Source organism: Streptomyces sp. NPDC058326, assembly GCF_042879855.1.
Lineage (GTDB): Bacteria > Actinomycetota > Actinomycetes > Streptomycetales > Streptomycetaceae > Streptomyces.
Window position 1 is genome coordinate 429,114 of sequence record NZ_JBHVZO010000004.1, and the last position, 22,742, is coordinate 451,855.

At 70.6% G+C, this 22,742-nt stretch carries 23 protein-coding genes; 6 read left to right on the forward strand and 17 right to left on the reverse strand.

Features of this window, described 5'->3' with window-relative positions; translation table 11 throughout:
• Window positions 1-5 precede the first annotated feature (5 nt).
• Genes nuoK through ACFVYX_RS10755 form a run of 11 tightly spaced genes read right to left on the reverse strand, consistent with a single transcriptional unit; the run spans window position 6 to window position 10,596 of the window.
• Window positions 6-305 (reverse strand): NADH-quinone oxidoreductase subunit NuoK, encoded by a 300-nt coding sequence (nuoK, locus tag ACFVYX_RS10705; RefSeq protein ID WP_030549909.1) that lies wholly within the window; start codon window positions 303-305, stop codon window positions 6-8.
• On the reverse strand, window positions 302-1,129 hold the full coding sequence (locus ACFVYX_RS10710; RefSeq protein WP_389680957.1) for an NADH-quinone oxidoreductase subunit J: 828 nt from the start codon (window positions 1,127-1,129) through the stop codon (window positions 302-304). The genes nuoK and ACFVYX_RS10710 overlap by 4 nt, the downstream gene beginning before the upstream one ends.
• Window positions 1,126-1,704 carry an NADH-quinone oxidoreductase subunit NuoI gene (gene nuoI / locus ACFVYX_RS10715; RefSeq protein WP_389680958.1) on the reverse strand — a complete coding sequence of 193 codons (579 nt, stop codon included), beginning with the start codon at window positions 1,702-1,704 and terminating at the stop codon, window positions 1,126-1,128. The genes ACFVYX_RS10710 and nuoI overlap by 4 nt, the downstream gene beginning before the upstream one ends.
• The gene (gene nuoH, locus ACFVYX_RS10720; protein ID WP_389680959.1) at window positions 1,697-3,055 is read right to left on the reverse strand and encodes an NADH-quinone oxidoreductase subunit NuoH; all 1,359 of its coding nucleotides are present in this window, start codon (window positions 3,053-3,055) and stop codon (window positions 1,697-1,699) included. Before nuoH ends, nuoI begins: the two co-directional genes overlap by 8 nt.
• Complete coding sequence (locus tag ACFVYX_RS10725) at window positions 3,052-5,535, reverse strand: NADH-quinone oxidoreductase subunit G (RefSeq protein ID WP_389680960.1); 2,484 nt, start codon at window positions 5,533-5,535, stop codon at window positions 3,052-3,054. Before ACFVYX_RS10725 ends, nuoH begins: the two co-directional genes overlap by 4 nt.
• On the reverse strand, window positions 5,532-6,881 hold the full coding sequence (gene nuoF, locus ACFVYX_RS10730; protein ID WP_389680961.1) for an NADH-quinone oxidoreductase subunit NuoF: 1,350 nt from the start codon (window positions 6,879-6,881) through the stop codon (window positions 5,532-5,534). Before nuoF ends, ACFVYX_RS10725 begins: the two co-directional genes overlap by 4 nt.
• Window positions 6,881-7,621, reverse strand: a complete 741-nt coding sequence (gene nuoE / locus ACFVYX_RS10735; protein WP_389680962.1) for an NADH-quinone oxidoreductase subunit NuoE — start codon at window positions 7,619-7,621, stop codon at window positions 6,881-6,883. The genes nuoF and nuoE overlap by 1 nt, the downstream gene beginning before the upstream one ends.
• A complete protein-coding gene (locus ACFVYX_RS10740; RefSeq protein WP_389680963.1) occupies window positions 7,618-8,940 on the reverse strand; it encodes an NADH-quinone oxidoreductase subunit D in 1,323 nt (440 codons plus the stop codon). The genes nuoE and ACFVYX_RS10740 overlap by 4 nt, the downstream gene beginning before the upstream one ends.
• On the reverse strand, window positions 8,937-9,668 hold the full coding sequence (locus tag ACFVYX_RS10745) for an NADH-quinone oxidoreductase subunit C (RefSeq protein ID WP_389680964.1): 732 nt from the start codon (window positions 9,666-9,668) through the stop codon (window positions 8,937-8,939). Before ACFVYX_RS10745 ends, ACFVYX_RS10740 begins: the two co-directional genes overlap by 4 nt.
• Window positions 9,665-10,219, reverse strand: coding sequence for a NuoB/complex I 20 kDa subunit family protein (locus tag ACFVYX_RS10750; RefSeq protein WP_384873377.1), 555 nt, complete (start codon window positions 10,217-10,219; stop codon window positions 9,665-9,667). The genes ACFVYX_RS10745 and ACFVYX_RS10750 overlap by 4 nt, the downstream gene beginning before the upstream one ends.
• 17 nt (window positions 10,220-10,236) lie before the next feature.
• Window positions 10,237-10,596 carry an NADH-quinone oxidoreductase subunit A gene (locus ACFVYX_RS10755; RefSeq protein WP_019888619.1) on the reverse strand — a complete coding sequence of 120 codons (360 nt, stop codon included), beginning with the start codon at window positions 10,594-10,596 and terminating at the stop codon, window positions 10,237-10,239.
• Between the two features lie 670 nt (window positions 10,597-11,266).
• On the opposite strand from ACFVYX_RS10755, the gene ACFVYX_RS10760 reads away from it, so the two are divergent.
• Window positions 11,267-12,154 (forward strand): C40 family peptidase, encoded by an 888-nt coding sequence (locus tag ACFVYX_RS10760; RefSeq protein WP_389680965.1) that lies wholly within the window; start codon window positions 11,267-11,269, stop codon window positions 12,152-12,154.
• A gap of 86 nt (window positions 12,155-12,240) precedes the next feature.
• On the opposite strand, the gene ACFVYX_RS10765 is transcribed toward ACFVYX_RS10760, so the two are convergent.
• Complete coding sequence (locus ACFVYX_RS10765; protein WP_389680966.1) at window positions 12,241-13,527, reverse strand: geranylgeranyl reductase family protein; 1,287 nt, start codon at window positions 13,525-13,527, stop codon at window positions 12,241-12,243.
• 158 nt (window positions 13,528-13,685) lie between these two features.
• On the opposite strand from ACFVYX_RS10765, the gene ACFVYX_RS10770 reads away from it, so the two are divergent.
• Window positions 13,686-14,438 carry a peptidase inhibitor family I36 protein gene (locus tag ACFVYX_RS10770; protein WP_389680967.1) on the forward strand — a complete coding sequence of 251 codons (753 nt, stop codon included), beginning with the start codon at window positions 13,686-13,688 and terminating at the stop codon, window positions 14,436-14,438.
• Entirely contained in the window at window positions 14,435-15,811 is a 1,377-nt protein-coding gene (locus ACFVYX_RS10775) for a phosphodiester glycosidase family protein (protein WP_389680968.1), read from the forward strand. Before ACFVYX_RS10770 ends, ACFVYX_RS10775 begins: the two co-directional genes overlap by 4 nt.
• Window positions 15,812-15,814: 3 nt before the next feature.
• Here the strand turns inward: ACFVYX_RS10775 and ACFVYX_RS10780 are convergent, their stop codons facing one another.
• A complete protein-coding gene (locus ACFVYX_RS10780; protein WP_389680969.1) occupies window positions 15,815-16,507 on the reverse strand; it encodes a demethylmenaquinone methyltransferase in 693 nt (230 codons plus the stop codon).
• Between the two features lie 359 nt (window positions 16,508-16,866).
• On the opposite strand from ACFVYX_RS10780, the gene ACFVYX_RS10785 reads away from it, so the two are divergent.
• Window positions 16,867-17,391 carry a SigE family RNA polymerase sigma factor gene (locus tag ACFVYX_RS10785; RefSeq protein ID WP_389681123.1) on the forward strand — a complete coding sequence of 175 codons (525 nt, stop codon included), beginning with the start codon at window positions 16,867-16,869 and terminating at the stop codon, window positions 17,389-17,391.
• Window positions 17,392-17,399: 8 nt separating this feature from the next.
• Window positions 17,400-18,227, forward strand: coding sequence for a hypothetical protein (locus ACFVYX_RS10790; protein ID WP_389680970.1), 828 nt, complete (start codon window positions 17,400-17,402; stop codon window positions 18,225-18,227).
• Between the two features lie 75 nt (window positions 18,228-18,302).
• Here ACFVYX_RS10790 and ACFVYX_RS10795 read toward each other — a convergent pair whose 3' ends face one another.
• The 3 genes from ACFVYX_RS10795 to ACFVYX_RS10805 all read right to left on the reverse strand — a co-directional run bounded on the left by ACFVYX_RS10795 (window position 18,303) and on the right by ACFVYX_RS10805 (window position 21,209).
• Window positions 18,303-18,902: a hypothetical protein gene (locus ACFVYX_RS10795; RefSeq protein WP_389680971.1), complete on the reverse strand. Its 600-nt coding sequence runs from the start codon at window positions 18,900-18,902 to the stop codon at window positions 18,303-18,305.
• Window positions 18,903-18,909: 7 nt separating this feature from the next.
• Window positions 18,910-20,109, reverse strand: coding sequence for a cyclic dehypoxanthinyl futalosine synthase (gene mqnC, locus ACFVYX_RS10800; protein ID WP_389680972.1), 1,200 nt, complete (start codon window positions 20,107-20,109; stop codon window positions 18,910-18,912).
• Window positions 20,110-20,336: 227 nt separating this feature from the next.
• Window positions 20,337-21,209 carry a menaquinone biosynthetic enzyme MqnA/MqnD family protein gene (locus tag ACFVYX_RS10805; RefSeq protein ID WP_389680973.1) on the reverse strand — a complete coding sequence of 291 codons (873 nt, stop codon included), beginning with the start codon at window positions 21,207-21,209 and terminating at the stop codon, window positions 20,337-20,339.
• A 260-nt stretch (window positions 21,210-21,469) separates the two neighbouring features.
• On the opposite strand from ACFVYX_RS10805, the gene ACFVYX_RS10810 reads away from it, so the two are divergent.
• Window positions 21,470-21,673 (forward strand): cold-shock protein, encoded by a 204-nt coding sequence (locus ACFVYX_RS10810; protein ID WP_015035453.1) that lies wholly within the window; start codon window positions 21,470-21,472, stop codon window positions 21,671-21,673.
• Between the two features lie 139 nt (window positions 21,674-21,812).
• On the opposite strand, the gene ACFVYX_RS10815 is transcribed toward ACFVYX_RS10810, so the two are convergent.
• Entirely contained in the window at window positions 21,813-22,649 is an 837-nt protein-coding gene (locus ACFVYX_RS10815) for a M23 family metallopeptidase (RefSeq protein WP_389680974.1), read from the reverse strand.
• Between the last annotated feature and the right edge of the window lie 93 nt (window positions 22,650-22,742).

The following is a 22,742-nucleotide window of genomic DNA, read 5'->3' on the forward strand; positions in this document are numbered from 1 at the left end:
GCCCCTCACAGCTTCATCAGGCTCGCGTCGTCGACCGAGGCCGAGTGGCGGGCACGGAAGACGGACACGATGATCGCGAGCCCGACGACGACCTCCGCGGCGGCGACGACCATCGTGAAGAACGCGAAGATCTGGCCGTCGAGGTTTCCGTGCATACGGGAGAAGGCGACGAACGCGAGGTTGCAGGCGTTGAGCATCAGCTCCACGCACATGAAGACCACGATCGCGTTGCGCCGGATCAGCACCCCGGCCGCACCGATGGTGAACAGCAGGGCGGCGAGATACAGGTAGTTGACGGGGTTCACCGGGTGGCCTCCTCATCGTCCCGGTCGCGGCCGAGCCGCTCCTCGGAGCGCTGCTCCAGGGCCTTGAGGTCGGCGAGCGCCTCGGTGGAGACGTCCCGGATCTGGCCCCGCTTGCGCAGGGTCTGCATGACGGTGAGCTCCGCCGGCGTGCCGTCGGGCAGCAGTCCCGCGATGTCCACGGCGTTGTGCCGGGCGTAGACACCGGGCGCGGGGAGCGGCGGCACGTGCGTGCCTTCCCGTACGCGCTGCTCGGAGAGCTCGCGCTGGGTGCGAGCCCGCTCGGTGCGCTCGCGGTGGGTGAGCACCATCGCGCCGACCGCGGCGGTGATGAGGAGCGCGCCGGTCATCTCGAAGGCGAAGACGTACTTGGTGAAGATGAGGGCGGCGAGGCCCTCCACGTTCCCGCCGTACGCGCTGTTGGCGGCGCCGAGTCCGGCGAACTCCGTCAGGGACGCGTTCCCGATGCCCGCGGCGAGCAGGATGCCGAAGCCGAGGCCGCAGGCGGCGGCCCACCAGCGCTGGCCCTTGAGGGTCTCCTTCAGCGAGTCCGCGGCCGTGACGCCGACCAGCATGACGACGAAGAGGAAGAGCATCATGATCGCGCCGGTGTAGACGACGATCTGGACGATGCCGAGGAAGTACGCGCCGTTGGCCAGGTAGAAGACCGCCAGGATGATCATGGTTCCGGCGAGGCAGAGCGCCGAGTGGACGGCCCGCCGCATCAGGATCGTGCACAGCGCGCCGACGACGGCGACGGTGCCGAGGACCCAGAACTGGAAGGCCTCACCGCCCGACGTCGTGTACGCCGCGAGTTCGGCGCTCATGCGTCCACCTCTTCCGGCTCGCCGTTCTCCCCCTTGGACACGGCGACCTGGCGGACGGTGCCGGGCGCGGCCTTGTCGACGAGCCCCCGGTAGTAGTCCTGCTCGGTCATGCCGGGGAAGATCGCGTGCGGGGTGTCGACCATGGTCTCCTCCAGGCCCGCGAGGAGCTGCTCCTTGGTGTAGATCAGGTTCGCGCGGGAGGAGTCGGCCAGCTCGAACTCGTTGGTCATCGTCAGCGCCCGCGTGGGGCACGCCTCGATGCACAGGCCGCACAGGATGCAGCGGGCGTAGTTGATCTGGTAGACGCGGCCGTAGCGCTCGCCGGGCGAGTAGCGCTCCTCGTCCGTGTTCTCCGCGCCCTCCACGTAGATGGCGTCCGCGGGACAGGCCCAGGCGCACAGCTCGCAGCCGACGCACTTCTCCAGACCGTCGGGGTGACGGTTGAGCTGGTGCCGGCCGTGGAAGCGGGGCGCCGTCGTCTTCTGCTGCTCCGGGTACTGCTCGGTCAGCCGCTTCTTGAACATGGCCTTGAAGGTCACGCCGAAGCCGGCCACCGGATTCTGGAAGTCAGACACCGTCCGTCTCCTTTCCATCACTCGCAGTAGCAGTATCGGGGGCGCCACTGACAACGAGGTCCCGGTCCTGCCGCGGCCTGCGCCGTGGCACGGGCGGCAGGGACTGTCCGGGCTTGGGCGGTACGGGGAAGCCGCCGGCCATCGGGTCGAAGGCGGGCTCGTCGGCGGGTCCGGCCGCCGCGCCCTTCGCCTTCCGGTCGCGGAAGACGTCGACGACGAAGGAGAGCAGCAGCAGCCCGAGGACGGCTCCGGCGACGTACAGGACGATGTTGGTGAAGGCGATGTTCTCGTTCCGCAGGGCCCGGACGGTGGCGACCAGCATGAGCCAGACCACGGAGACCGGGATGAGGACCTTCCAGCCGAGCTTCATCAGTTGGTCGTAGCGGACCCGGGGCAGGGTGCCGCGGAGCCAGATGAAGAAGAAGAGCAGCAGCTGCACCTTGAGGACGAACCAGAGCATCGGCCACCAGCCGTGGTTGGCGCCCTCCCAGAAGGTGGAGACCGGGTACGGAGCCCGCCAGCCGCCCAGGAAGAGGGTCACCGACACGGCCGAGACCGTCACCATGTTCACGTACTCGGCGAGCATGAACATCGCGAACTTGATGGACGAGTACTCGGTGTTGAAGCCGCCGACGAGGTCGCCCTCGGACTCCGGCATGTCGAAGGGGGCGCGGTTCGTCTCGCCGACCATCGTGACGATGTAGATGATGAACGACACCGGCAGCAGGATGATGAACCAGCGGTCCGCCTGTGCCTCGACGATCGCCGAGGTCGACATCGACCCGGAGTAGAGGAAGACGGAGGCGAAGGCCGCGCCCATGGCGATCTCGTACGAGATCATCTGCGCGCAGGAGCGCAGGCCGCCGAGGAGCGGGTACGTGGAGCCCGAGGACCAGCCGGCGAGGACGATGCCGTAGATGCCGACCGAGGCGATGGCCAGGACGTACAGCATCGCGATCGGCAGGTCGGTGAGCTGCATCGCGGTGCGGTGGCCGAAGATCGAGACCTCGTTGCCCGCCGGGCCGAAGGGGATCACGGCGATCGCCATGAACGCGGGGATCGCGGCGACGATCGGGGCGAGGACGTAGACGACCTTGTCGGCCTTCTTGACGATCACGTCCTCCTTGAGCATCAGCTTGATGCCGTCCGCGAGGGACTGGAGGAGGCCCCAGGGGCCGTGCCGGTTCGGGCCGACGCGCAGCTGCATCCAGGCGACGACCTTGCGCTCCCACACGATGGAGAAGAGCACGGTGATCATCAGGAAGGCGAAGCAGAAGACGGCCTTGATCAGGACGAGCCACCAGGGGTCCGTGCCGAACATGGACAGGTCTTCGGCGGCGAGGGTGTTCATGCCTTGACCTCCGTCGTGGTGACCGCGCCGATGCGGACCAGGTCGCCGGGGCGGGCGCCGGTGTCGGAGAGGACGCCGCGGCCCGCCGAGTTCAGCGGGACCCAGACGACGCGGTCCGGCATCTCGGTGACCTGGAGCGGGAAGGCGACCGAGCCGGCGGGTCCTGTGACCTCCAGGACGTCGCCGTCCTTGACGCCGGTGTCGGCGGCGGTGGCGGCGGAGAGCCGGGCGACCGCCGCGTGCCGGGTGCCGGCCAGGGCGGTGTCGCCCTCCTGGAGCCGGCCCAGGTCGAGCAGGAGCCGGTGCCCGGCGAGGACGGCCTCGCCCTCGCCGGCCCGGGGCGCGGCCTGGGCGGGTTCCACGGGCTCGGAGGCCCGCTCCTCGGTCCAGCCGCCGAGCCGGTCCAGCTCCCGCCGTACGGCCCTGAGGTCGGGCAGGGCCAGATGGACGTCGAGGGCGTCGGCGAGCATGTGGAGCACGCGCGCGTCGCCCGGGGCGACGGGCCGGGTCATCTGCTCGGGCTTGAGCGCGGCCTCGAAGAGCCGGGCCCTGCCTTCCCAATTGAGGAAGGTGCCGGACTTCTCGGCGACCGCGGCGACCGGGAGGACGACGTCGGCGTGCCGGGTGACCTCGCTGGGCCGCAGCTCCAGGGAGACCACGAAGGCCGCTTCGAGGGCCTCGCGCGCGCGTGCCGGGTCCGGCAGGTCGGCGACCTCGACGCCGGCGACGAGCAGGGCGCCGAGTTCGCCGGTGGCGGCGGCCTCGATCATCTGGCCGGTGTCACGCCCGTAGCGGTGCGGGAGTTCGCGGACGCCCCAGGCGGCGGCGACCTCCTCACGCGCGCGCGGGTGGGTCGCCGGCCGGCCGCCGGGCAGCAGCGCCGGGAGCGCACCGGCCTCGACGGCTCCCCGTTCGCCGGCGCGGCGGGGGATCCACACGATCCGGGCGCCGGTGGCGGCCGAGGTACGCAGGGCGGCGGTGAGGGCCCCGGGGACGCCCGCGAGGCGCTCGCCGACGGCGATGACGGCGCCGTCCTGGCGGAGGGCCTGGGCGGCGGCGAGGCCGTCGCCCTCCAGGCCGACCCGGGAGGTCAGCGCGTCGAGCCATTCGGTCTCGGTGCCGGGGGCGGCGGGCAGCAGGGTGCCGCCCGCCTTCTCCAGGCCCCGGGTCGCGAAGGCGGCGACGGCGTACGTCTTCTGGCCCTTCTTCCGCCAGGCCTTGCGGAGCCGCAGGAAGACGCCGGGGGCCTCCTCCTCGGCCTCCAGGCCGACGAGGAGCACCGCGGGGGCGGCTTCGAGCGAGGTGTACGTGACACCCGTGCCGTCCAGGTCGCGGCCCCGTCCGGCGACGGCGGAGGCCAGGAAGTCGGCCTCCTCGCCGGAGTGGATCCGGGCCCGGAAGTCGACGTCGTTGGTGTCGAGGGCGACGCGGGCGAACTTGGCGTACGCGTAGGAGTCCTCGACGGTCAGCCGGCCGCCAGTGAGGACACCGGTGCGGCCGCGGACGAGGCCGAGGGCGGCGGCCTCCAGGGCCTCGGGCCAGGACGCCGGCTCCAGTTCACCGGTGCCGGGGTTCCGGACGAGGGGGGTGGTGAGCCGGTCGCGCTGCTGGGCGTACCGGAAGCCGAAGCGGCCCTTGTCGCAGATCCACTCCTCGTTCACCTCCGGGTCCTCGGCGGCGAGCCGCCGCATGACCTTGCCGCGCCGGTGGTCGGTCCGGGTGGCGCAGCCGCCCGCGCAGTGCTCGCACACCGACGGCGAGGAGACCAGGTCGAAGGGGCGGGAGCGGAACCGGTAGGCGGCCGAGGTGAGGGCGCCGACCGGGCAGATCTGGATGGTGTTGCCGGAGAAGTACGACTCGAAGGGGTCGCCCACGCCGGTGCCGACCTGCTGGAGAGCACCGCGCTCGACCAGTTCGATCATCGGGTCGCCCGCGACCTGGTTGGAGAAGCGGGTGCAGCGGGCGCAGAGCACGCACCGCTCGCGGTCGAGCAGCACCTGGGTGGAGAGCGGGATCGGCTTCTCGTACGTCCGCTTGACGCCCTCGAAGCGGGACTCGGCCTGCCCGTGGGACATGGCCTGGTTCTGCAGGGGGCACTCGCCGCCCTTGTCGCAGACGGGGCAGTCCAGCGGGTGGTTGATGAGCAGCAGCTCCATCACGCCGTGCTGCGCCTTCTCGGCGACCGGGCTGGTGAGCTGCGACTTCACCACCATGCCGTCGGTGCAGGTGATGGTGCAGGAGGCCATCGGCTTGCGCTGGCCCTCGACCTCGACGATGCACTGGCGGCAGGCGCCGGCGGGGTCGAGGAGCGGGTGGTCGCAGAAGCGCGGGATCTCGATGCCGAGCTGTTCGGCGGCGCGGATGACGAGCGTCCCCTTGGGGACGGAGATCTCGGCGCCGTCGATGGTCAGCGTCACGAGGTCCTCGGGCGGGACGGGCGCGCTGCCGCCGCCGCTGGGGGTGGACGCGATGACGGTCATGCGGTCACCTCCTTGTGGTTGTCCGCCCAGGCGGTCGACTTGGCGGGGTCGAAGGGGCAGCCCCGGCCGGTGATGTGCTGCTCGTACTCCTCGCGGAAGTACTTGAGCGAGGAGAAGATCGGCGAGGCGGCGCCGTCGCCGAGGGCGCAGAACGACTTGCCGTTGATGTTGTCGGCGATGTCGTTCAGCTTGTCGAGGTCGGACATCTGTCCCCGGCCGGCCTCGATGTCGCGGAGCAACTGGACGAGCCAGTAGGTGCCTTCGCGGCAGGGGGTGCATTTGCCGCAGGACTCGTGGGCGTAGAACTCGGTCCAGCGGGTGACGGCCCGGACGACGCAGGTGGTCTCGTCGAAGCACTGGAGCGCCTTGGTGCCGAGCATCGATCCGGCGGCGCCGACTCCCTCGTAGTCGAGGGGCACGTCGAGGTGCTCGTCGGTGAACATGGGGGTGGAGGAGCCGCCGGGGGTCCAGAACTTGAGGCGGTGGCCGGCGCGCATGCCGCCGCTCATGTCGAGGAGCTGGCGCAGCGTGATGCCGAGGGGGGCCTCGTACTGGCCGGGCGAGGTGACGTGCCCGCTCAGCGAGTAGAGCGTGAAGCCCGGGGACTTCTCGCTGCCCATCGAGGTGAACCATTCCTTGCCGCGGTTGAGGATCGCGGGAACGGACGCGATGGACTCGACGTTGTTCACGACAGTGGGGCAGGCGTACAGACCGGCGACCGCGGGGAAGGGGGGTCGCAGCCGGGGCTGGCCGCGCCGCCCTTCGAGCGAGTCGAGCAGTGCGGTCTCCTCGCCGCAGATGTACGCGCCGGCGCCCGCGTGCACGGTGATGTCGAGGTTCAGGCCGCTGCCGAGGATGTTCCGGCCGAGGTAGCCGGCGTCGTACGCCTCGCGGACCGCCTCGTGCAGACGGCGCAGGACGGGCACGACCTCGCCGCGCAGATAGATGAACGCGTGCTCGGAGCGGATCGCGTAGCAGGCGATGATCATTCCCTCGATGAGGGAGTGCGGGTTGGCGAAGAGGAGCGGGATGTCCTTGCAGGTGCCGGGCTCGGACTCGTCGGCGTTGACGACGAGGTAGTGCGGCTTGCCGTCGCCCTGCGGGATGAACTGCCACTTCATGCCGGTGGGGAAGCCGGCGCCGCCGCGGCCGCGGAGGCCGGATTCCTTGACGTACGCGATGAGGTCGTCGGGGCTCATGGCGAGGGCCCGCCGGAGTCCCCGGTACCCCTCGTGGCGCTCGTAGGTCTCCAGGGTCCAGGAGTCGGGCTGGTCCCAGAAGGCCGAGAGGACGGGTGCGAGAAGCTTCTCGGGGCTGCTGTTGTTGATCTCGGCGGCCAAGGTCATCACTCCCCCTCCTGACCGGAGGACTCACCGCGCGGATGGACGATTCGGTGGGACGGGTTCTCGCCCTTGGCCAGGCGCAGGCCGACGAGGGAGGCGGGGCCCGCGCCGCCGGTGGCCTCGACGGCGCCGGGGCGCTCGTCGGGGAAGCCGGCGAGGATGCGGGCGGTCTCCTTGAAGGTGCAGAGCGGCGCACCGCGGGTGGGCTCGACGGTCCGCCCGGCCCGGAGGTCGTCCACCATCTTCTTGGCGGACTCGGGGGTCTGGTTGTCGAAGAACTCCCAGTTGACCATCACGACGGGCGCGAAGTCGCAGGCCGCGTTGCACTCGATGTGTTCGAGGGTGATCTTGCCGTCCTCGGTGGTCTCGTCGTTGCCGACGCCGAGGTGGGCCTTGAGCTCCTCGAAGATGGCGTCGCCGCCCATGACCGCGCAGAGCGTGTTGGTGCAGACGCCGACCTGGTAGTCGCCGGAGGGCTTGCGCCGGTACATCGAGTAGAAGGTGGCGACGGCGGTGACCTCGGCGGTGGTGAGGCCGAGCGTGTCGGCGCAGAACGCCATGCCGGTCCGGGTCACGTGGCCCTCCTCCGACTGCACGAGGTGCAGCATCGGCAGGAGCGCGGAGCGGGAGTCCGGGTAGCGGGCGATGATCGCCTTCGCGTCGTCGGTGAGACGGGCGTGGACGTCCGCCGGGTACGCCGGGGCGGGGAGCTGGGGCATGCCCAGGCTGATCTGGTCGGTCATCGGTCGACGCCTCCCATCACGGGGTCGATGGAGGCGACGGCGACGATGACGTCGGCGACCTGGCCGCCCTCGCACATCGCGGCCATGGCCTGGAGGTTGGTGAAGGACGGGTCGCGGAAGTGGACCCGGAACGGGCGGGTGCCACCGTCCGAGACGACGTGCACGCCGAGTTCGCCCTTGGGCGACTCGACGGCCGCGTAGGCCTGCCCGGCGGGGACCCGGAAGCCCTCGGTGACCAGCTTGAAGTGGTGGATCAGGGCCTCCATGGAGGTGCCCATGATCTTCTTGATGTGGTCCATCGAGTTGCCGAGGCCGTCGGCGCCGAGGGCGAGCTGCGCGGGCCAGGCGATCTTCTTGTCGCCGACCATGACGTCGCCCGGCGCCAGGCGGTCGAGGCACTGCTCGACGATCCGGAGGGACTGGCGCATCTCCTCCAGGCGGACGAGGAAGCGTCCGTAGGAGTCGCAGGTGTCGGCGGTCGGGATGTCGAAGTCGTAGTTCTCGTAGCCGCAGTACGGGTCGGTCTTGCGCAGGTCGTGCGGGAGGCCCGCCGAGCGCAGGATCGGTCCGGTGGCGCCGAGGGCCATGCAGCCGGTGAGGTCGAGGTAGCCGACGTCCTGCATGCGGGCCTTGAAGATGGGGTTGCCGGTGGCGAGCTTGTCGTACTCCGGCAGGTTCTTCTTCATGGTCTTCACGAACTCGCGGACGGCGTCGACGGCGCCGGGCGGGAGGTCCTGGGCGAGGCCGCCGGGGCGGATGAACGCGTGGTTCATGCGCAGGCCGGTGATCAGCTCGTACAGGTCCAGGATCATCTCGCGGTCCCGGAAGCCGTAGATCATGATCGTGGTGGCGCCGAGCTCCATGCCGCCGGTGGCGATGCACACCAGGTGGGAGGAGAGCCGGTTGAGCTCCATGAGGAGCACCCGGATGACGCTCGCCCGGTCCGGGATCTGGTCGGTGATGCCGAGCAGCTTCTCCACGCCGAGGCAGTACGCCGTCTCGTTGTAGAACGAGGTGAGGTAGTCCATGCGCGTGACGAAGGTGGTGCCCTGCGTCCAGGTCCGGTATTCGAGGTTCTTCTCGATGCCGGTGTGGAGGTAGCCGATGCCGCAGCGGGCCTCGGTGACGGTCTCGCCGTCGATCTCCAGGATGAGCCGGAGCACGCCGTGGGTGGACGGGTGCTGGGGGCCCATGTTGACGATGATGCGTTCGTCGTCGGCCTTGGCGGCGGACTGGACGACCTCTTCCCAGTCACCGCCGGTCACCGTGTAGACGGCGCCTTCTGTCGTCTCGCGGGGAGACGCGTGGGGAGTTGTCACGAGTACGACCTCCGCTGGTCCGGAGCCGGGATCTGGGCGCCCTTGTACTCGACGGCGATGCCGCCGAGGGGGTAGTCCTTGCGCTGCGGGTGCCCCTGCCAGTCGTCCGGCATCATGATCCGGGTGAGGGCGGGGTGGCCGTCGAAGACGATGCCGAAGAAGTCGTACGTCTCGCGCTCGTGCCAGTCGTTCGTCGGGTAGACGGCGACGAGGGACGGGATCCGGGGGTCGGCGTCGGGGGCCGAGACCTCCAGACGGATCAGCCGGCCGTGGGTGAGCGAACGCAGGTGGTAGACGGCGTGCAGCTCGCGGCCCTTGTCCCCGGGGTAGTGGACGCCGGAGACGCCGGTGCAGAGCTCGAAGCGGAGCGCCGGGTCGTCGCGCAGCGTGCGGGCGACCCGGACGAGGTGCTCGCGCTCGATGTGGAAGGTGAGCTCGTCGCGGTCGACGACGGTCTTCTCGATGGCGTTCCCGGGAAGCAGCCCCTGCTCCTCGAGCGCGCCTTCGAGTTCATCGGCGACCTCGTCGAACCAGCCGCCGTAGGGGCGGGTGGCCGGGCCGGGGAGGCGGATGGAGCGGACGAGGCCGCCGTAGCCGGAGGTGTCGGCGCCGCTCTGGGCGCCGAACATGCCGCGCTGGACGCGGACCTCCTCGCCGTGGTCCCCGCGCTGACCGGGCAGGTTCTGCTCGCTCAGCTCCTTCTCGGGGTTCGGGGTTTCGTCACTCACTGGAGAAGGCCCTTCAACTCGATCGTCGGCAGCGCCTTGAGCGCCGCCTCCTCCGCCTCCCGGGCCGCCTCCTCGGCGTTCACGCCGAGCTTGGAGCCCTGGATCTTCTGGTGGAGCTTGAGGATCGCGTCGAGCAGCATCTCCGGGCGCGGCGGGCAGCCGGGCAGGTAGATGTCGACCGGCACGATGTGGTCGACGCCCTGGACGATCGCGTAGTTGTTGAACATGCCGCCCGACGAGGCGCAGACGCCCATGGAGATGACCCACTTGGGGTTGGGCATCTGGTCGTAGACCTGCCTCAGGACGGGTGCCATCTTCTGGCTGACCCGGCCGGCCACGATCATCAGGTCGGCCTGGCGCGGCGAGCCGCGGAAGACCTCCATGCCGAAGCGGGCCAGGTCGTACCGGCCGGCTCCCGTGGTCATCATCTCGATGGCGCAGCAGGCGAGGCCGAAGGTCGCGGGGAACACGGACGCCTTGCGCACCCAGCCCGCGGCCTGTTCGACCGTCGTCAGCAGAAAGCCGCTCGGGAGTTTCTCTTCCAGTCCCATAGGTGCCCCTCAGCCCCTCAGTCCCATTCCAGGCCGCCGCGACGCCACACGTAGGCGTAGGCGACGAAGACGGTGAGCACGAAGAGCAGCATCTCCACGAGCCCGAAAAGCCCCAGGGCGTCGAAGGTGACGGCCCAGGGGTAGAGGAAGACGATCTCGATGTCGAAGACGATGAAGAGCATCGCCGTCAGGTAGTACTTGATCGGGAAGCGGCCGCCTCCGGCGGGAGTGGGCGTCGGCTCGATGCCGCACTCGTACGCCTCAAGTTTTGCCCTGTTGTACCGCTTTGGGCCGATAAGCGTGGCCATGACCACGGAGAAGATCGCAAACCCCGCACCCAGGGCACCGAGCACGAGGACGGGCGCGTACGCATTCACGCTCCTCGCTCCTTCCAGTCGTCCTTGACCGTTGGACCGCACGGCCGGACCGTGAAAGATCGCCCCCATGTGAGGCAGTTCACAAGCCCGGCTGCCCCGCATCTTATGCCCGCCCCTCTGTGATCTGCGACACGGGGTGCGCCAAGGACTTTGTGATCTCCACCACCTGACGAAGGATCATGAAGTCGGATGAGCGGTGATCTTGTCGCGCGAAGCGCCCAGGTGATCACCAGATGTGACATCCGGACCGGAAATCGCTGATCGGAGGGGGTGTCGCTCTATCAAGAGATGCCCCCTACAAGCAAATTGGTGATGGACGCGTCCGGGTGATAAGGCATGCGCCGGTCGCCCGGTCGGGGGGTCCGGTGGACGGGGATGGACGCGTGAGCGCTTTCACGAGCCTTCGTGAGACGCGGATGTGACCTGCGCCACACCGGAGAGATGGAGAAAGTGTGGGGCTTGGCCATCGGCGTCAAGAGGTGGTAAGCGTCGGGCAATTCGGGCGTTTCAATGAAAACCCATGATCAAGGGCCGAGTGCGCCCTGCCCGTTTTGCCCGTTACGGCGTCAATAAAGGCCCCACAGAAGCGGATTAGCCGACTCCAAACGCAACTGTGGCGCACCCCACGTTTCTTGAAGGGAACCGTGAAGCCCTGATAGCGGTTGTACCCATGTCCCACACCGCTCACATACCCAGCCACCGGAAGCCCCGCCGCAGCGCCTCGAAGCTCGCGCTGCGAGCCGGAGTCGCCGGTGGCGTCCTCGGCACCATCGCGGTGGCCGGTGCTGCCGGGCCGGCGAACGCCGAGCCGGTGACCGAGACCATCGAAATGCCCACCCTGGGCTCCCTCGAGTCCGGCGCCGGTCTCGCCAGCGCCGTCGCCGCCTCCGCCGAGGCCTCCCACCAGGAGGCGCTCGACCAGAGCCTCCAGGCGCAGGAGAACGCGGCGCTGCAGAAGGCCGCCAAGGAAGCCAAGAAGGCCAAGGCCGAGGCGGACCGCAAGGCCGCGGCCGAGCGCGCCGAGGAGGCCCGCCTCAAGGCCGAGCAGGAGCGTCAGGAGGCCGAGGAGCGCGCCTCCCGCGACCGTGAGCGCACCCGGCTCGCCGCCCGGTCCGCGGTCTCGTCGAACGACGGCGGCTCGTCGTCGTCCTTCGACAGCGGCTCCACGGCCGGCTCCGGCACCACCGAGACGCAGGCGCCCTCCGGCACCGCCGCCTCGATCGTGGCCTTCGCGCGCGCCCAGGTCGGCGACGCGTACGTCAGCGGCGGCACCGGCCCCAACTCCTGGGACTGCTCCGGTCTCGTCCAGGCCGCCTACGCCGCGGCCGGCATCGACCTCCCCCGCGTCTCCAGCTCCCAGTCGAGCATGGGCACGTCCGTCTCGCTGAGCAACCTCCAGCCGGGCGACATCCTGTACTGGGGCAGCCGCAGCGGCTCGTACCACGTCGCCATCTACGTGGGCGGCGGCATGTACGTCGGCGCGCAGAACCCGTCCACGGGTGTCGTCGAGCGCTCCCTCGACTGGGACACCCCGTCGGGCGCCGTCCGGATCCTCTGATCCCGCACGAACCCGCGCAGCCACGCGGAAGGGCCGTCACTCCTCGGGGGAGAGACGGCCCTTCTTCGTACGCGCGGTCCCGGCGGTCAGGCCTTCGGGGCCACCTTCGACAGGCCGTTGATGATGCGGTCCATGGCGTCGCCGCCCGTCGGGTCGGTGAGGTTGGCCAGCATCTTCAGGGTGAACTTCATCAGCAGCGGGTGGGTCAGACCGCGCTGGGTCGCGATCTTCATGACCTTCGGGTTGCCGATGAGCTTCACGAAGGCGCGGCCGAGCGTGTAGTAGCCGCCGTAGGTGTCCTTGAGGACCTGCGGGTAGTTCCGCAGGGCCAGTTCGCGCTGGGCGGGGGTGGAGCGGGCGTGCGCCTGGACGATGACGTCGGCCGCGATCTGGCCGGACTCCATGGCGTACGCGATGCCCTCACCGTTGAACGGGTTGACCAGGCCGCCCGCGTCACCGACGAGCAGCAGGCCCCTGGTGTAGTGCGGCTGGCGGTTGAACGCCATCGGGAGGGCGGCGCCGCGGATCGGCGTCGTCATGTTGTCCGGGGTGAAGCCCCAGTCCTCCGGCATCGAGGCGCACCAGGCCTTGAGGACCTCGCGCCAGTCCAGCTCGCGGAAGGCCTTCGAGGAGTTGAGGATGCCGAGGCCCACGTTCGAGGTGCCGTCACCCATGCCGAAGACCCAGCCGTAGCCGGGAAGCAGACGGTCCTGCGGGCCGCGCCGGTCCCACAGCTCCAGCCAGGACTCCAGGTAGTCGTCGTCGTGCCGGGGGGACGTGAAGTACGTGCGGACGGCGACGCCCATCGGCCGGTCCTCGCGCCGGTGCAGGCCCATGGCGAGGGAGATCCGGGTGGAGTTGCCGTCGGCGGCGACGACGAGCGGGGCGTGGAAGGTGACCTCACGCTTCTCCTCGCCGAGCTTGGCGTGGACGCCGGTGATCCGGCCCGTACGGTCGTCGATGATCGGGGCGCCGACGTTGCAGCGCTCGTACAGGCGCGCGCCGGCCTTCTGGGCCTGGCGGGCCAGCTGCTCGTCGAAGTCGTCGCGCTTGCGGACGAGTCCGTAGTCCGGGTACGAGGCGAGCTCCGGCCAGTCCAGCTCCAGGCGGACGCCGCCGCCGATGATCCGCAGGCCCTTGTTCCGCAGCCAGCCGGCCTCTTCGGAGATGTCGATGCCCATGGAGACGAGCTGCTTGGTGGCGCGGGGGGTGAGGCCGTCGCCGCAGACCTTCTCACGGGGGAACGCGGTCTTCTCCAGGAGGAGGACGTCGAGTCCGGCCTTCGCGAGGTAGTACGCGGTGGTGGAGCCGGCCGGGCCCGCTCCGACGACGATGACGTCCGCGCTGTGCTCGGAGAGGGGCTGCTCGCTCACGGCGGTTTCTCCCGGTGGTTCGGCGATGGAAGGACGTGTCGAAGTCTATGGGGGGCGGTCGCCGCGGGACCGGAGGGTCACCCCAGGGCTTCCCCGGCGCTTCCCCTGCGGCGAGCACGCGTTCCCGTGAGCCGAGAGTGATGGCACGATGATCATCCGTGACCGACTTCCGTATCGACATACGCCGGGGCGCGCTGATCACCGCCGCCCTCGCCCTCCTCTGCTCGGTGTTCCTCGTGCTCCCCGCGAACGCCGACCCCGCCCCCTTCGACGACTGCCCGCCCGCCACCCTCTGCCTCTACTCGGGGGCCGACGGCACCGGCGAGCGGCGGGACTTCACCGACCGGCAGAGCCTGGAGAGCTACGACGCCGCCTGGGACGGCAGGACGCTGTCGGCGAAGAACAACACCGCCCTGTGGGCCTGCGCCTACGTCGACGCCGGATTCGGCGGCCTCCTCACCACCGTCAAGCCGGGCAACTCCGCCGAGTACACGACGGACCCCCGCTTCACCGGCACCCTCAGCTCCCACAAGGCGGTCCCGACCCGGGCCCTCTGCTTCACCGGCTACGAGCGTTGCCCCGACAACCGGGTCTGCACCTTCACGGAGCCCAACGGACGCGGCGCCATGACCGTCCACCTCCCGAGGACCGACGCCGCCACCCAGAACCACGGAAACAGCTACGGCACCGAGCCCGCGCCCAAGTCCGCCTGGAACCGGACGGCGAAGCACGTCTGCTTCTACCCCGAGCCGACGTACACGGGCACCTGGGCCGACCCCTCGGACTCCACCGGCCTGAAGCGGTTCGGCGCCTATGTCGTCCTGCGCGGCGACAGCACCACCGTCCCGGCGCCCTTCGCCGGCACCTTCCGCTCGCACGAGCTCGTCAACGGAACGGCGGACTGCCAGTGACCAGGATCCACCGCCCCTGGGTGGCCGTGGCCGCCGCCCTCGGCGCCGCACTCGCCCTCACCTCGCCCGCCTCGGGCGCCGACGCACCGGTCCCCAGCCCGCTCGCCGCCTGGACCAAGGGCACCCCCGTCACGGTCACCCCCGGCGTCACCCGCACCACCTGGACCGAGACGGCCCTCGACAACCGCGACAAGGCCCGCGTCCTCCAGATCGTCGAGATCGACCCCACCGCCGGGTCGCTCACCCTGGAGAGCGCCATCGGAACGAACGACTCCGCGGCCGAGACCCTCCCCCAGCAGCTCGCCCGGGTCACCTCCGTCCCGACCCGCCACCCGCACGCCGGCGTCAACGGCGGCCTGTTCCAGCGGGAACCCGCCGACAGCGGCGCCGAGAAGACCGTGGCGCACACCGGCGTCTCCGCCACCGACGGCACCCTCCACAGCTCCAGCTGCTGGAGCGGCGGCAAGGGCAGCTCCGGCGCGGTGATCCAGTACGGCATCCCGTACGTCACCAAGCTCCTCACCGAGCTGAACCTGACCGCGCCCTCCGGCGAGACCCTGCGGATCGACGACATCAACCGGACCCCCGGCCGCGCCCCGCACTGCGCGCGCGACACCGACGACGTCCAGGTGAGCGCGAGCCCGCCCGTCTACACCGACGCCGACGAGATCGTCGTCTTCACCGACGACTACGGCGCTCCCGTCCCCCGCCCCGGAACCGACCCGGCCGTCGCCGCCACCGCCGACGCCGGCTTCGAGGTCGTCGTCGACGCGCACGGCGTCGTCACCGAGGCCCGCGAGGGCCGCGGCGGCACCATGGTCCCGACGGGCGGCCACGTGATCCAGGGCATCGGCACCGGCGCCGAGTGGCTCCGCGGCCGGCTCGTCCGCGACGACACGGTGACGATCGACCAGAAGCTCCACGACGTGACGATGAAGCGGGAGATCCCGCTGGACGACTCGGTCGACGTCGTCAGCTCGTTCCACCCGCTGCTCCGGAACGGAGAGGTCCCCGCCGAGCTGCCCGACTCGTGCAGCGGCACGGAGAAGGGCGCGGACGGCACGACCCTCATCTGCACCGACTCGCGCACGGCCCTCGGCACCAACGTCCGCGGCCGCCCGGTGCTCGTCACCCTCACCGGGCAGGACAACGAGGACGGCGACTACCTGCGTACCTTCGCCGCCCTCCTCGACGCGCCGGAGCTCGCGATCGTCGACGCCCTCAATCTGGACGGCGGCGGCTCCACGACCCTGATGACGGGCACGCAGGTCCACACCCCGCCGACGGACCTCGTGAACGGCACGCTCGTCCATCGGGCGGTGGGCGACGCGGTGTACACCGGCGTCGGCGGCTACGGGCTGTACGCGAAGTAGCCGTCAGGCCTTGAAGCCCCGGTGGAGCGCGACGATCCCGCCGGTCAGGTTCCGCCAGGCCACCTTCGACCAGCCGGCCTTCTGGAGCATGCCCGCCAGGGTCGGCTGGTCCGGCCAGGACTGGATGGACTCCGCGAGGTACACGTACGCGTCGGGGTTGGACGAGACCGCGCGGGCCACCGGCGGCAGCGCACGCATCAGGTACTCCTCGTACACCGTGCGGAACGGCCCCCAGGTCGGGTGCGAGAACTCGGAGATGACGACCCGGCCGCCGGGCTTCGTCACCCGGTACAGCTCCCGCAGCGCCTGCTCCGTGTCCTGGATGTTGCGGAGCCCGAAGGAGATGGTGACGGCGTCGAACACGTCGTCGCGGAACGGCAGCTTCGTCCCGTCGCCCGCGGTGAACGGCATCCACGGGTGGCGCTGCTTGCCGACGCGGAGCATGCCGATCGAGAAGTCGCAGGGCACGACGTACGCCCCGGCCCGCGCGAAGGGCTGGGAGGAGGTGGCCGTGCCCGCGGCGAGGTCGAGGATCCGCTGCGCCGGGCGGGCGTCGACCGCCCTGGCGACCTCCTTGCGCCAGCGCCGGTCCTGGCCCAGGGAGAGCACGTCATTGGTGAGGTCGTAGTTCGCCGCCACGTCGTCGAACATCGAGGCGACTTCGTGCGGCTGCTTGTCCAGGGAGGCTCGGGTCACCCCGTCATTGTGGCAGCCGCCGAAATCTCTCCTCGTACCGCTTCAACCTTTTCGGCGCGGCAGCGCTCAAGGACGGATGAGTGTGCGACACCCCCGGCCGGCACGGGCCGGAACCGAAGGCGAGAGAAGGCAGGAACGCGATGGCGGTACCGATCGAAGTGAGACCCGGCTCCCCTGCCGGGCGGGACGGCTGGGCGACCGGTCCCGCCGACGGCGTGCCCACGGGGGGAACGGTCGGCGCGTCCGCCGACGGGTCGGTCGGCGTGTCGGCCGGGCAGTCGGACGGCGTGTCCGCCCGGCAGTCGGTCGGCGTGTCGGCCGGGCAGTCGGTCGGCGTGTCCGCCCGGCAGTCGGACGGCGTGTCGGCCCGGTCCGCAGCGCCTTCGTCCGCCGACGGGTTCGAGGAGTTCGCCCGGGCGGGGCAGCAGCGGCTGTACCGCACGGCGTACCTCCTCTGCGGCAACGCCGAGACCGCCCGCGACCTGACCCAGACCACGCTGGCCAAGCTGTACCAGCACTGGCGGCGCGCGGGCACCGCCGACCATCCGCACGCGTACGCCAAGACCGTGCTCACCCGCACCTTCCTCGCCGAGCGGCGGCGCGGCCTGCGCGACCTGCTCGCGCTCACCCGCACCGGCGGAATGAGCCCGGCGGCCGCCACCGACCACACCGATCTGCGCGTCACCCTGCTCGCGGCGCTCGCCGAGCTGCCGCCACGGGCCCGCGCGATGGTCGTCCTCCGCTACTGGGACGACCAGAGCGTGGCCTCCGTGGCCACCCTCCTGCGCTGCAGCGAGGCCACCGTCAAGAGCCAGTGCTCGCGCGCGCTCGCCCGACTCCGCGAACGCCTGGGTGACGCCGGGCTCTCCACCACAGGAAGCTGAGGTCCACCGTGGACACCGACGACATCTCGCTGCTCCGCAGCACCATGGAACGCACGGCGGACGACCTTCCCCCACTTCCCGACCTCGCCCCCCTCGCGGTGCGCGAGGGCCGCAGGCGACGGACGCGGGCCCGGATCGCGATCGTCACGACCGCGTTCGGCGCGGTCACGGCGGGGGCGCTCGGCCTCACGCTGCTGCCGGGATCGAGCCCTGAGCTCACGACACCCGCCGCGGTGCCGTCGTCGCCCGGCACGAGCGCGACCGCCGGCCCGAGCATGACGTACGCCCCCGTCACGATCGAGGCGACCCCGGGCGTCACACCGCCCGACAACCCCGAGGGCCTGTCCGAGCCCGAGCGCGAGCGCCGCGCGGCGCACCAGCAGCGGGTGGCGGCGCTGCTCGACGAACTGCTTCCCGCGACCGTGACCGAGATCCGGCCGGTGAAGGACGAGGTGCACGTCTACCGGATCGCCTCGGGCGGCGAGACCTTCCGTATGACGGTGTCGGTACGGCCCTTCGGCGTGAACGGTCCCAAGCCCTGCGTGGACAAGCCGGTCAGGGGCTTCCGGTGCGAGGAGGTCACGTTCGACGGGAACCGCGAGGCGCAACTCGTCTCGATGGCGGTCAACGAGCCGGACACGTGGGGGTCGTACCTGAGCTTCCGGTACAGCGGGAGTCGCGTCCTGCTGTCCGTCGATCCGGACGAGGTGTCGGCGCCGGTGTCACCGCGGCAGCTGCTGACCGTCGCCGAGGATCCGCGCTTCCTCGACCTGGTGCGGTACGCGGACGAGAACCCGGTCGAGACGAAGGAACCGGCGCCGATCGAGGGCGGCTGAGCGTACGGGGGCGGGCCCTGGGCCCTCTGAGCCGGCGCCCCCGGCCACCGGCCTCCGCCGCCGGTACCGGCCCCGCTACTGCCGCCGGAACACCAGCCGGCCGCCGAGGACGGTCGCGACGCAGGTCGACGCGCCGAGGCGGACCAGGCCCGCCCGGTCGGGGACGTCGAAGACGGCGAAGCGGGCGGGACCTCCCGGCACCAGGCCGGGCAGGAGCACCAGCGGCGTCGGGGAGAACGACGGGGGCCCCGGGAGCCGCTCCGGACGGCGGGCGATGGCGAGCCCTGCCCGGCGCACGGCGTCCACGGCGGCCGCGCCGCGCAGTTCGCCCGCGATGGCGACGGTCCCGTGGGCGAGCAGCCGCTGCACCCCCCGGCGCGCGGAGGCACCGCGCCGGGCGGGGTCGGCCCGGAAGATCCGCTGCGCCCGCTCCCCGGGGATCGGCTCGGTGCCGAAGCCCGCGGCCTCCCGGGGGTCCGGGTGGTACATGCCCTCCAGGAGCTCGGGGCCGAACGGGTTGAGGAGCCCGGGGGTGAGGATGCCGGGCCAGTTCCGCACCCGCGCCTCGGGCCGTACGGCGGCCAGGTCCTCGTACGGGCCGACGGCGGCGACGAGGGCGCCGTCGACCAGGACGGCGGTCTCCGGGGACGCCTCGGCGACGTGGATGGTGAGCACGCGCGCGTCAGTTGGCGTCGAGGAGCTTGAGCTCCGGGTGTGCCGTGCCGCCCTCGATCGCGATGGACGAGATGTGCGAGGCGACGCGCTCGTCGACCGGGTCGTTCGCCGGGTCGTCGTGGACGAGGAGGTGCTCGTACGTGGTCGCGCGCTGCGCCGGGACGCGGCCCGCCTTGCGGATCAGGTCGATGATCTCCATGCGGTTGGAGCGGTGCTTGGCACCGGCCGAGGAGACGACGTTCTCCTCCAGCATGATCGAGCCCAGGTCGTCGGCGCCGTAGTGCAGGGAGAGCTGGCCCGCCTCCTTGCCGACGGTCAGCCAGGAGCCCTGGATGTGCGCGATGTTGTCGAGGAAGAGGCGCGCGACCGCGATCATGCGCAGGTACTCGAAGATCGTCGCCTGGGTACGGCCCTTGAGGTGGTTGTTCTCGGGCTGGTACGTGTACGGGATGAAGGCCCGGAAGCCGCCCGTCCGGTCCTGGGTGTCACGGATCATGCGCAGGTGCTCGATCCGCTCGGCATTGGTCTCGCCGGTGCCCATCAGCATGGTGGAGGTGGACTCGACGCCCAGCTTGTGGGCGATCTCCATGATCTCCAGCCAGCGCTCGCCACTCTCCTTGAGCGGGGCGATGGCCTTGCGGGGCCGCTCCGGCAGCAGCTCGGCTCCGGCGCCCGCGAAGGAGTCGAGCCCGGCCGCGTGGATGCGGGTGATCGCCTCCTCGACGGAGACCTGGGAGATGCGGGCCATGTGCTCGACCTCGGAGGCGCCGAGGGAGTGGATGACCAGCTGCGGGAAGGCCTGCTTGATGGCGGCGAAGTGCTTCTCGTAGTACTCGACGCCGTAGTCCGGGTGGTGGCCGCCCTGGAACATGATCTGGGTGCCGCCGAGCTCCACGGTCTCCGCGCAGCGGCGCAGGATGTCGTCGAGGTCGCGGGTCCAGCCCTTCTTCGTGTCCTTCGGGGCGGCGTAGAAGGCGCAGAACTTGCACGCCGTCACGCAGACGTTCGTGTAGTTGATGTTCCGCTCGATGATGTACGTCGCGATGTGCTCGGTCCCCGCGTACCGGCGGCGGCGCACGGCGTCGGCCGCGGCGCCGAGGGCGTGCAGGGGCGCCGAGCGGTAGAGGCCGAGCGCCTCCTCGGGGGTGATCCGGCCACCCGCGGCAGCGCGGTCGAGAACAGACTGGAGTTCGGCCTTCTCGGTCACCGGATGTGTCCCTTTCGGAGGGGTTCTGACGGACCGAACCAGCGTACGCCAGGGGTCTTCCCGGCTTCCGCTGGGTGCCCCGGGGGGCCCGCGACGGGAATACGGACGGTTCGGGCGCGGACCACGGATATACGAATGCATTACCGGCCGCTTACCGGGCGGGGACCCGGCGGCGAATTCCCGGGAGATCCGAGCAGACCTCGGAGGCCCTGAAAGGGCCGGCGGATCTAAAGGGAAGACGCCGGAAGCAGTTCGACCCCGACATCCGCGGGGAAGCCGGTCGTGGGGCCGGTGCGCCGGGCGAACTCGCGGACTCCGGCGAGCTGCTCGGGGCCGAAGCGGAAGTCGAGCGTACGGAAGTACCGCTCCAGGAGTTCGGCGTCGAAGGTCTCCCAGCGGGCGGCCTGCTCGGCGACCTTGGCGACCTCTTCGAGGGAGAGGTCGCGGGAGGCCAGGAACGCCTGGTGGACCTCGTGGACGGTCTCCGGTTCGCGCGCCAGGTAGTCCTTGCGGGCCGCCCACACGGCGAAGACGAAGGGGAGGCCCGTCCACTCCTTCCACATGAGGCCGAGGTCGTGGACCTGGAGGCCGAGCCGGGGCGCGTCGTGCAGCGAGGCCCGGAGCGCGGCGTCGCCGATGAGGACGGCCGCCTCGGCCTCCTGCATCATCAGGCCCAGGTCAGGGGGGCAGGTGTAGTAGTCGGGCGCCACCCCGAACCGCTCCGCGAGCAGCAGCTGGGCGAGGCGTACGGAGGTGCGGGAGGTGGAGCCGAGGGCGACGCGCGCCCCGTCCAGCTCCTCCAGGGGCCGCTGGGAGACGATCACGCAGGACATGACGGGACCGTCGCAGCCGACGGCGATGTCCGGGAGCGCCACCAGGTCCGCCGCGTTGCGCAGGTACTCGACGAGCGTGATGGGGCCGATGTCGAGGTCGCCCCGGACGAGCCGCTCGCTGAGCTTCTCCGGGGTGTCCTTCGTCAGCTCCAGATCGAGGAGCGTTCCGGTCCTCGCCAGACCCCAGTAGAGGGGGAGGCAGTTCAGGAACTGGATGTGCCCGACGCGGGGCCGGCTTCGCTGCTGGTCGTCGGTTGCATTGTCCACATCGTGAGGCTAGACCCGTCTCGTACCGTGGGCATCGCCGGGGCACGCGCGTCAGCGCACGGAGCGAGATCAAACATGCGGGTGACGTGATCTTTCGCTCTTCCGTCCCGAGCGTCCTGCGTGCTAGGCTCGACGCAAGTTGCAGTTTGGTTTCCCTTGCAGTACAGAGCCTGCGGAGCATGTGACCCGCAGGCTTTTGTAGTTTTCAGACTTGTTTGCAGGTTCTGGAGCAGGGCAACCCTTTGGCCCAAGGAGGGCTTATGGCTACCGGAACCGTCAAGTGGTTCAACGCTGAAAAGGGCTTCGGCTTCATCGCCCAGGACGGCGGCGGCCCGGATGTCTTCGTCCACTACTCCGCGATCAACGCGAACGGCTTCCGTTCGCTCGAGGAGAACCAGCTCGTGACCTTCGACGTCACGCAGGGCCCGAAGGGCCCGCAGGCGGAGAACGTCTCCCCGGCCTAAGGTGCCTGGGTCGGCGAAGCACGACTAGAGCAGTACCCAAGGAGCCCCGCTCCGTGCCTTCGGGCACGAGCGGGGCTCCTGCCCTTTGCGGGGCCGGCGGGCTCAGGACTCCCCGGGGCCCGGGGCCCCTTCGGGGTTCTCAGCAGTTCGGGATGACCGTCCCGTTGTTGTCGCGGGCCTCGTCGTTGCCCCAGCGGGACAGGTAGTAGGCGGAGACGTACGCCCCGTATCCGTTCTTCCCGGCGTAGACGGTGTCGAGGTCGGTCCTCAGCCACCAGTGGTTGTAGTTGCCGGAGGCGTCGCGGATCTCCTGGCCCCAGACCTTGCAGTAGACGTAGTTGGTGCCGGCGTTCAGGACTCCCTGCGGGGAGGTGGTGTTCGCCTGGGCGTAGCCGGTGGCGTTGGCGAAGGTGTCGACCCAGTACTTTCCGCCGCCCCCGCCCGAGCACCCGTTGTCGCTGGTCAGGGACTTGGAGCCGTAGGAGCCCGGATAGGGGGCGAGGGAGGCTCCGTTGATCACGATCGGCTGGCCGACGCCGTTGTACAGCTGCTCGTAGTGGATGTGGGCGCCGGAGCTGTTGCCCGTGCTGCCGGTGGTGCCGATCTGCCGGCCCTGGGCGACCTGGGTGCCGTGGGCCACCGAGTACGCGTTGAGGTGGAAGTAGTACGTCTTCCAGCCGCCGCCGTGGTCGATCACGATGTAGTTGCCCGCACCGGACGGCTGCGAGTAGCGGTAGGCGGTGCCGGACGCCGAGGCGAGGACCGGGGTGCCGGCCGTCGTGCCGCCGTCGGAGCGGATGAAGTCGAGGGCCTGGCGGACCTCGGCCGAGTGGTGGCTGTAGGTCCAGGTCTGGCCGCAGGGGTAGGGCGCCTTGAAGGCGGGCGCGGCCTGGGCGGGGGTGGTGGTGACGAGCGCGGTGAGCAGGCCCGCGACGAGCGCGAGCAGGGTGCCGAGGGGGGTGATCCGGGCACGCATGCATCCTCCGGGTACCGAGACGGGACAAGAGTTGACGCGCGTTGAACGGACCACAGCGTGCCGGAAGATCGCGTGCCGCAGTAGACCGTGAAC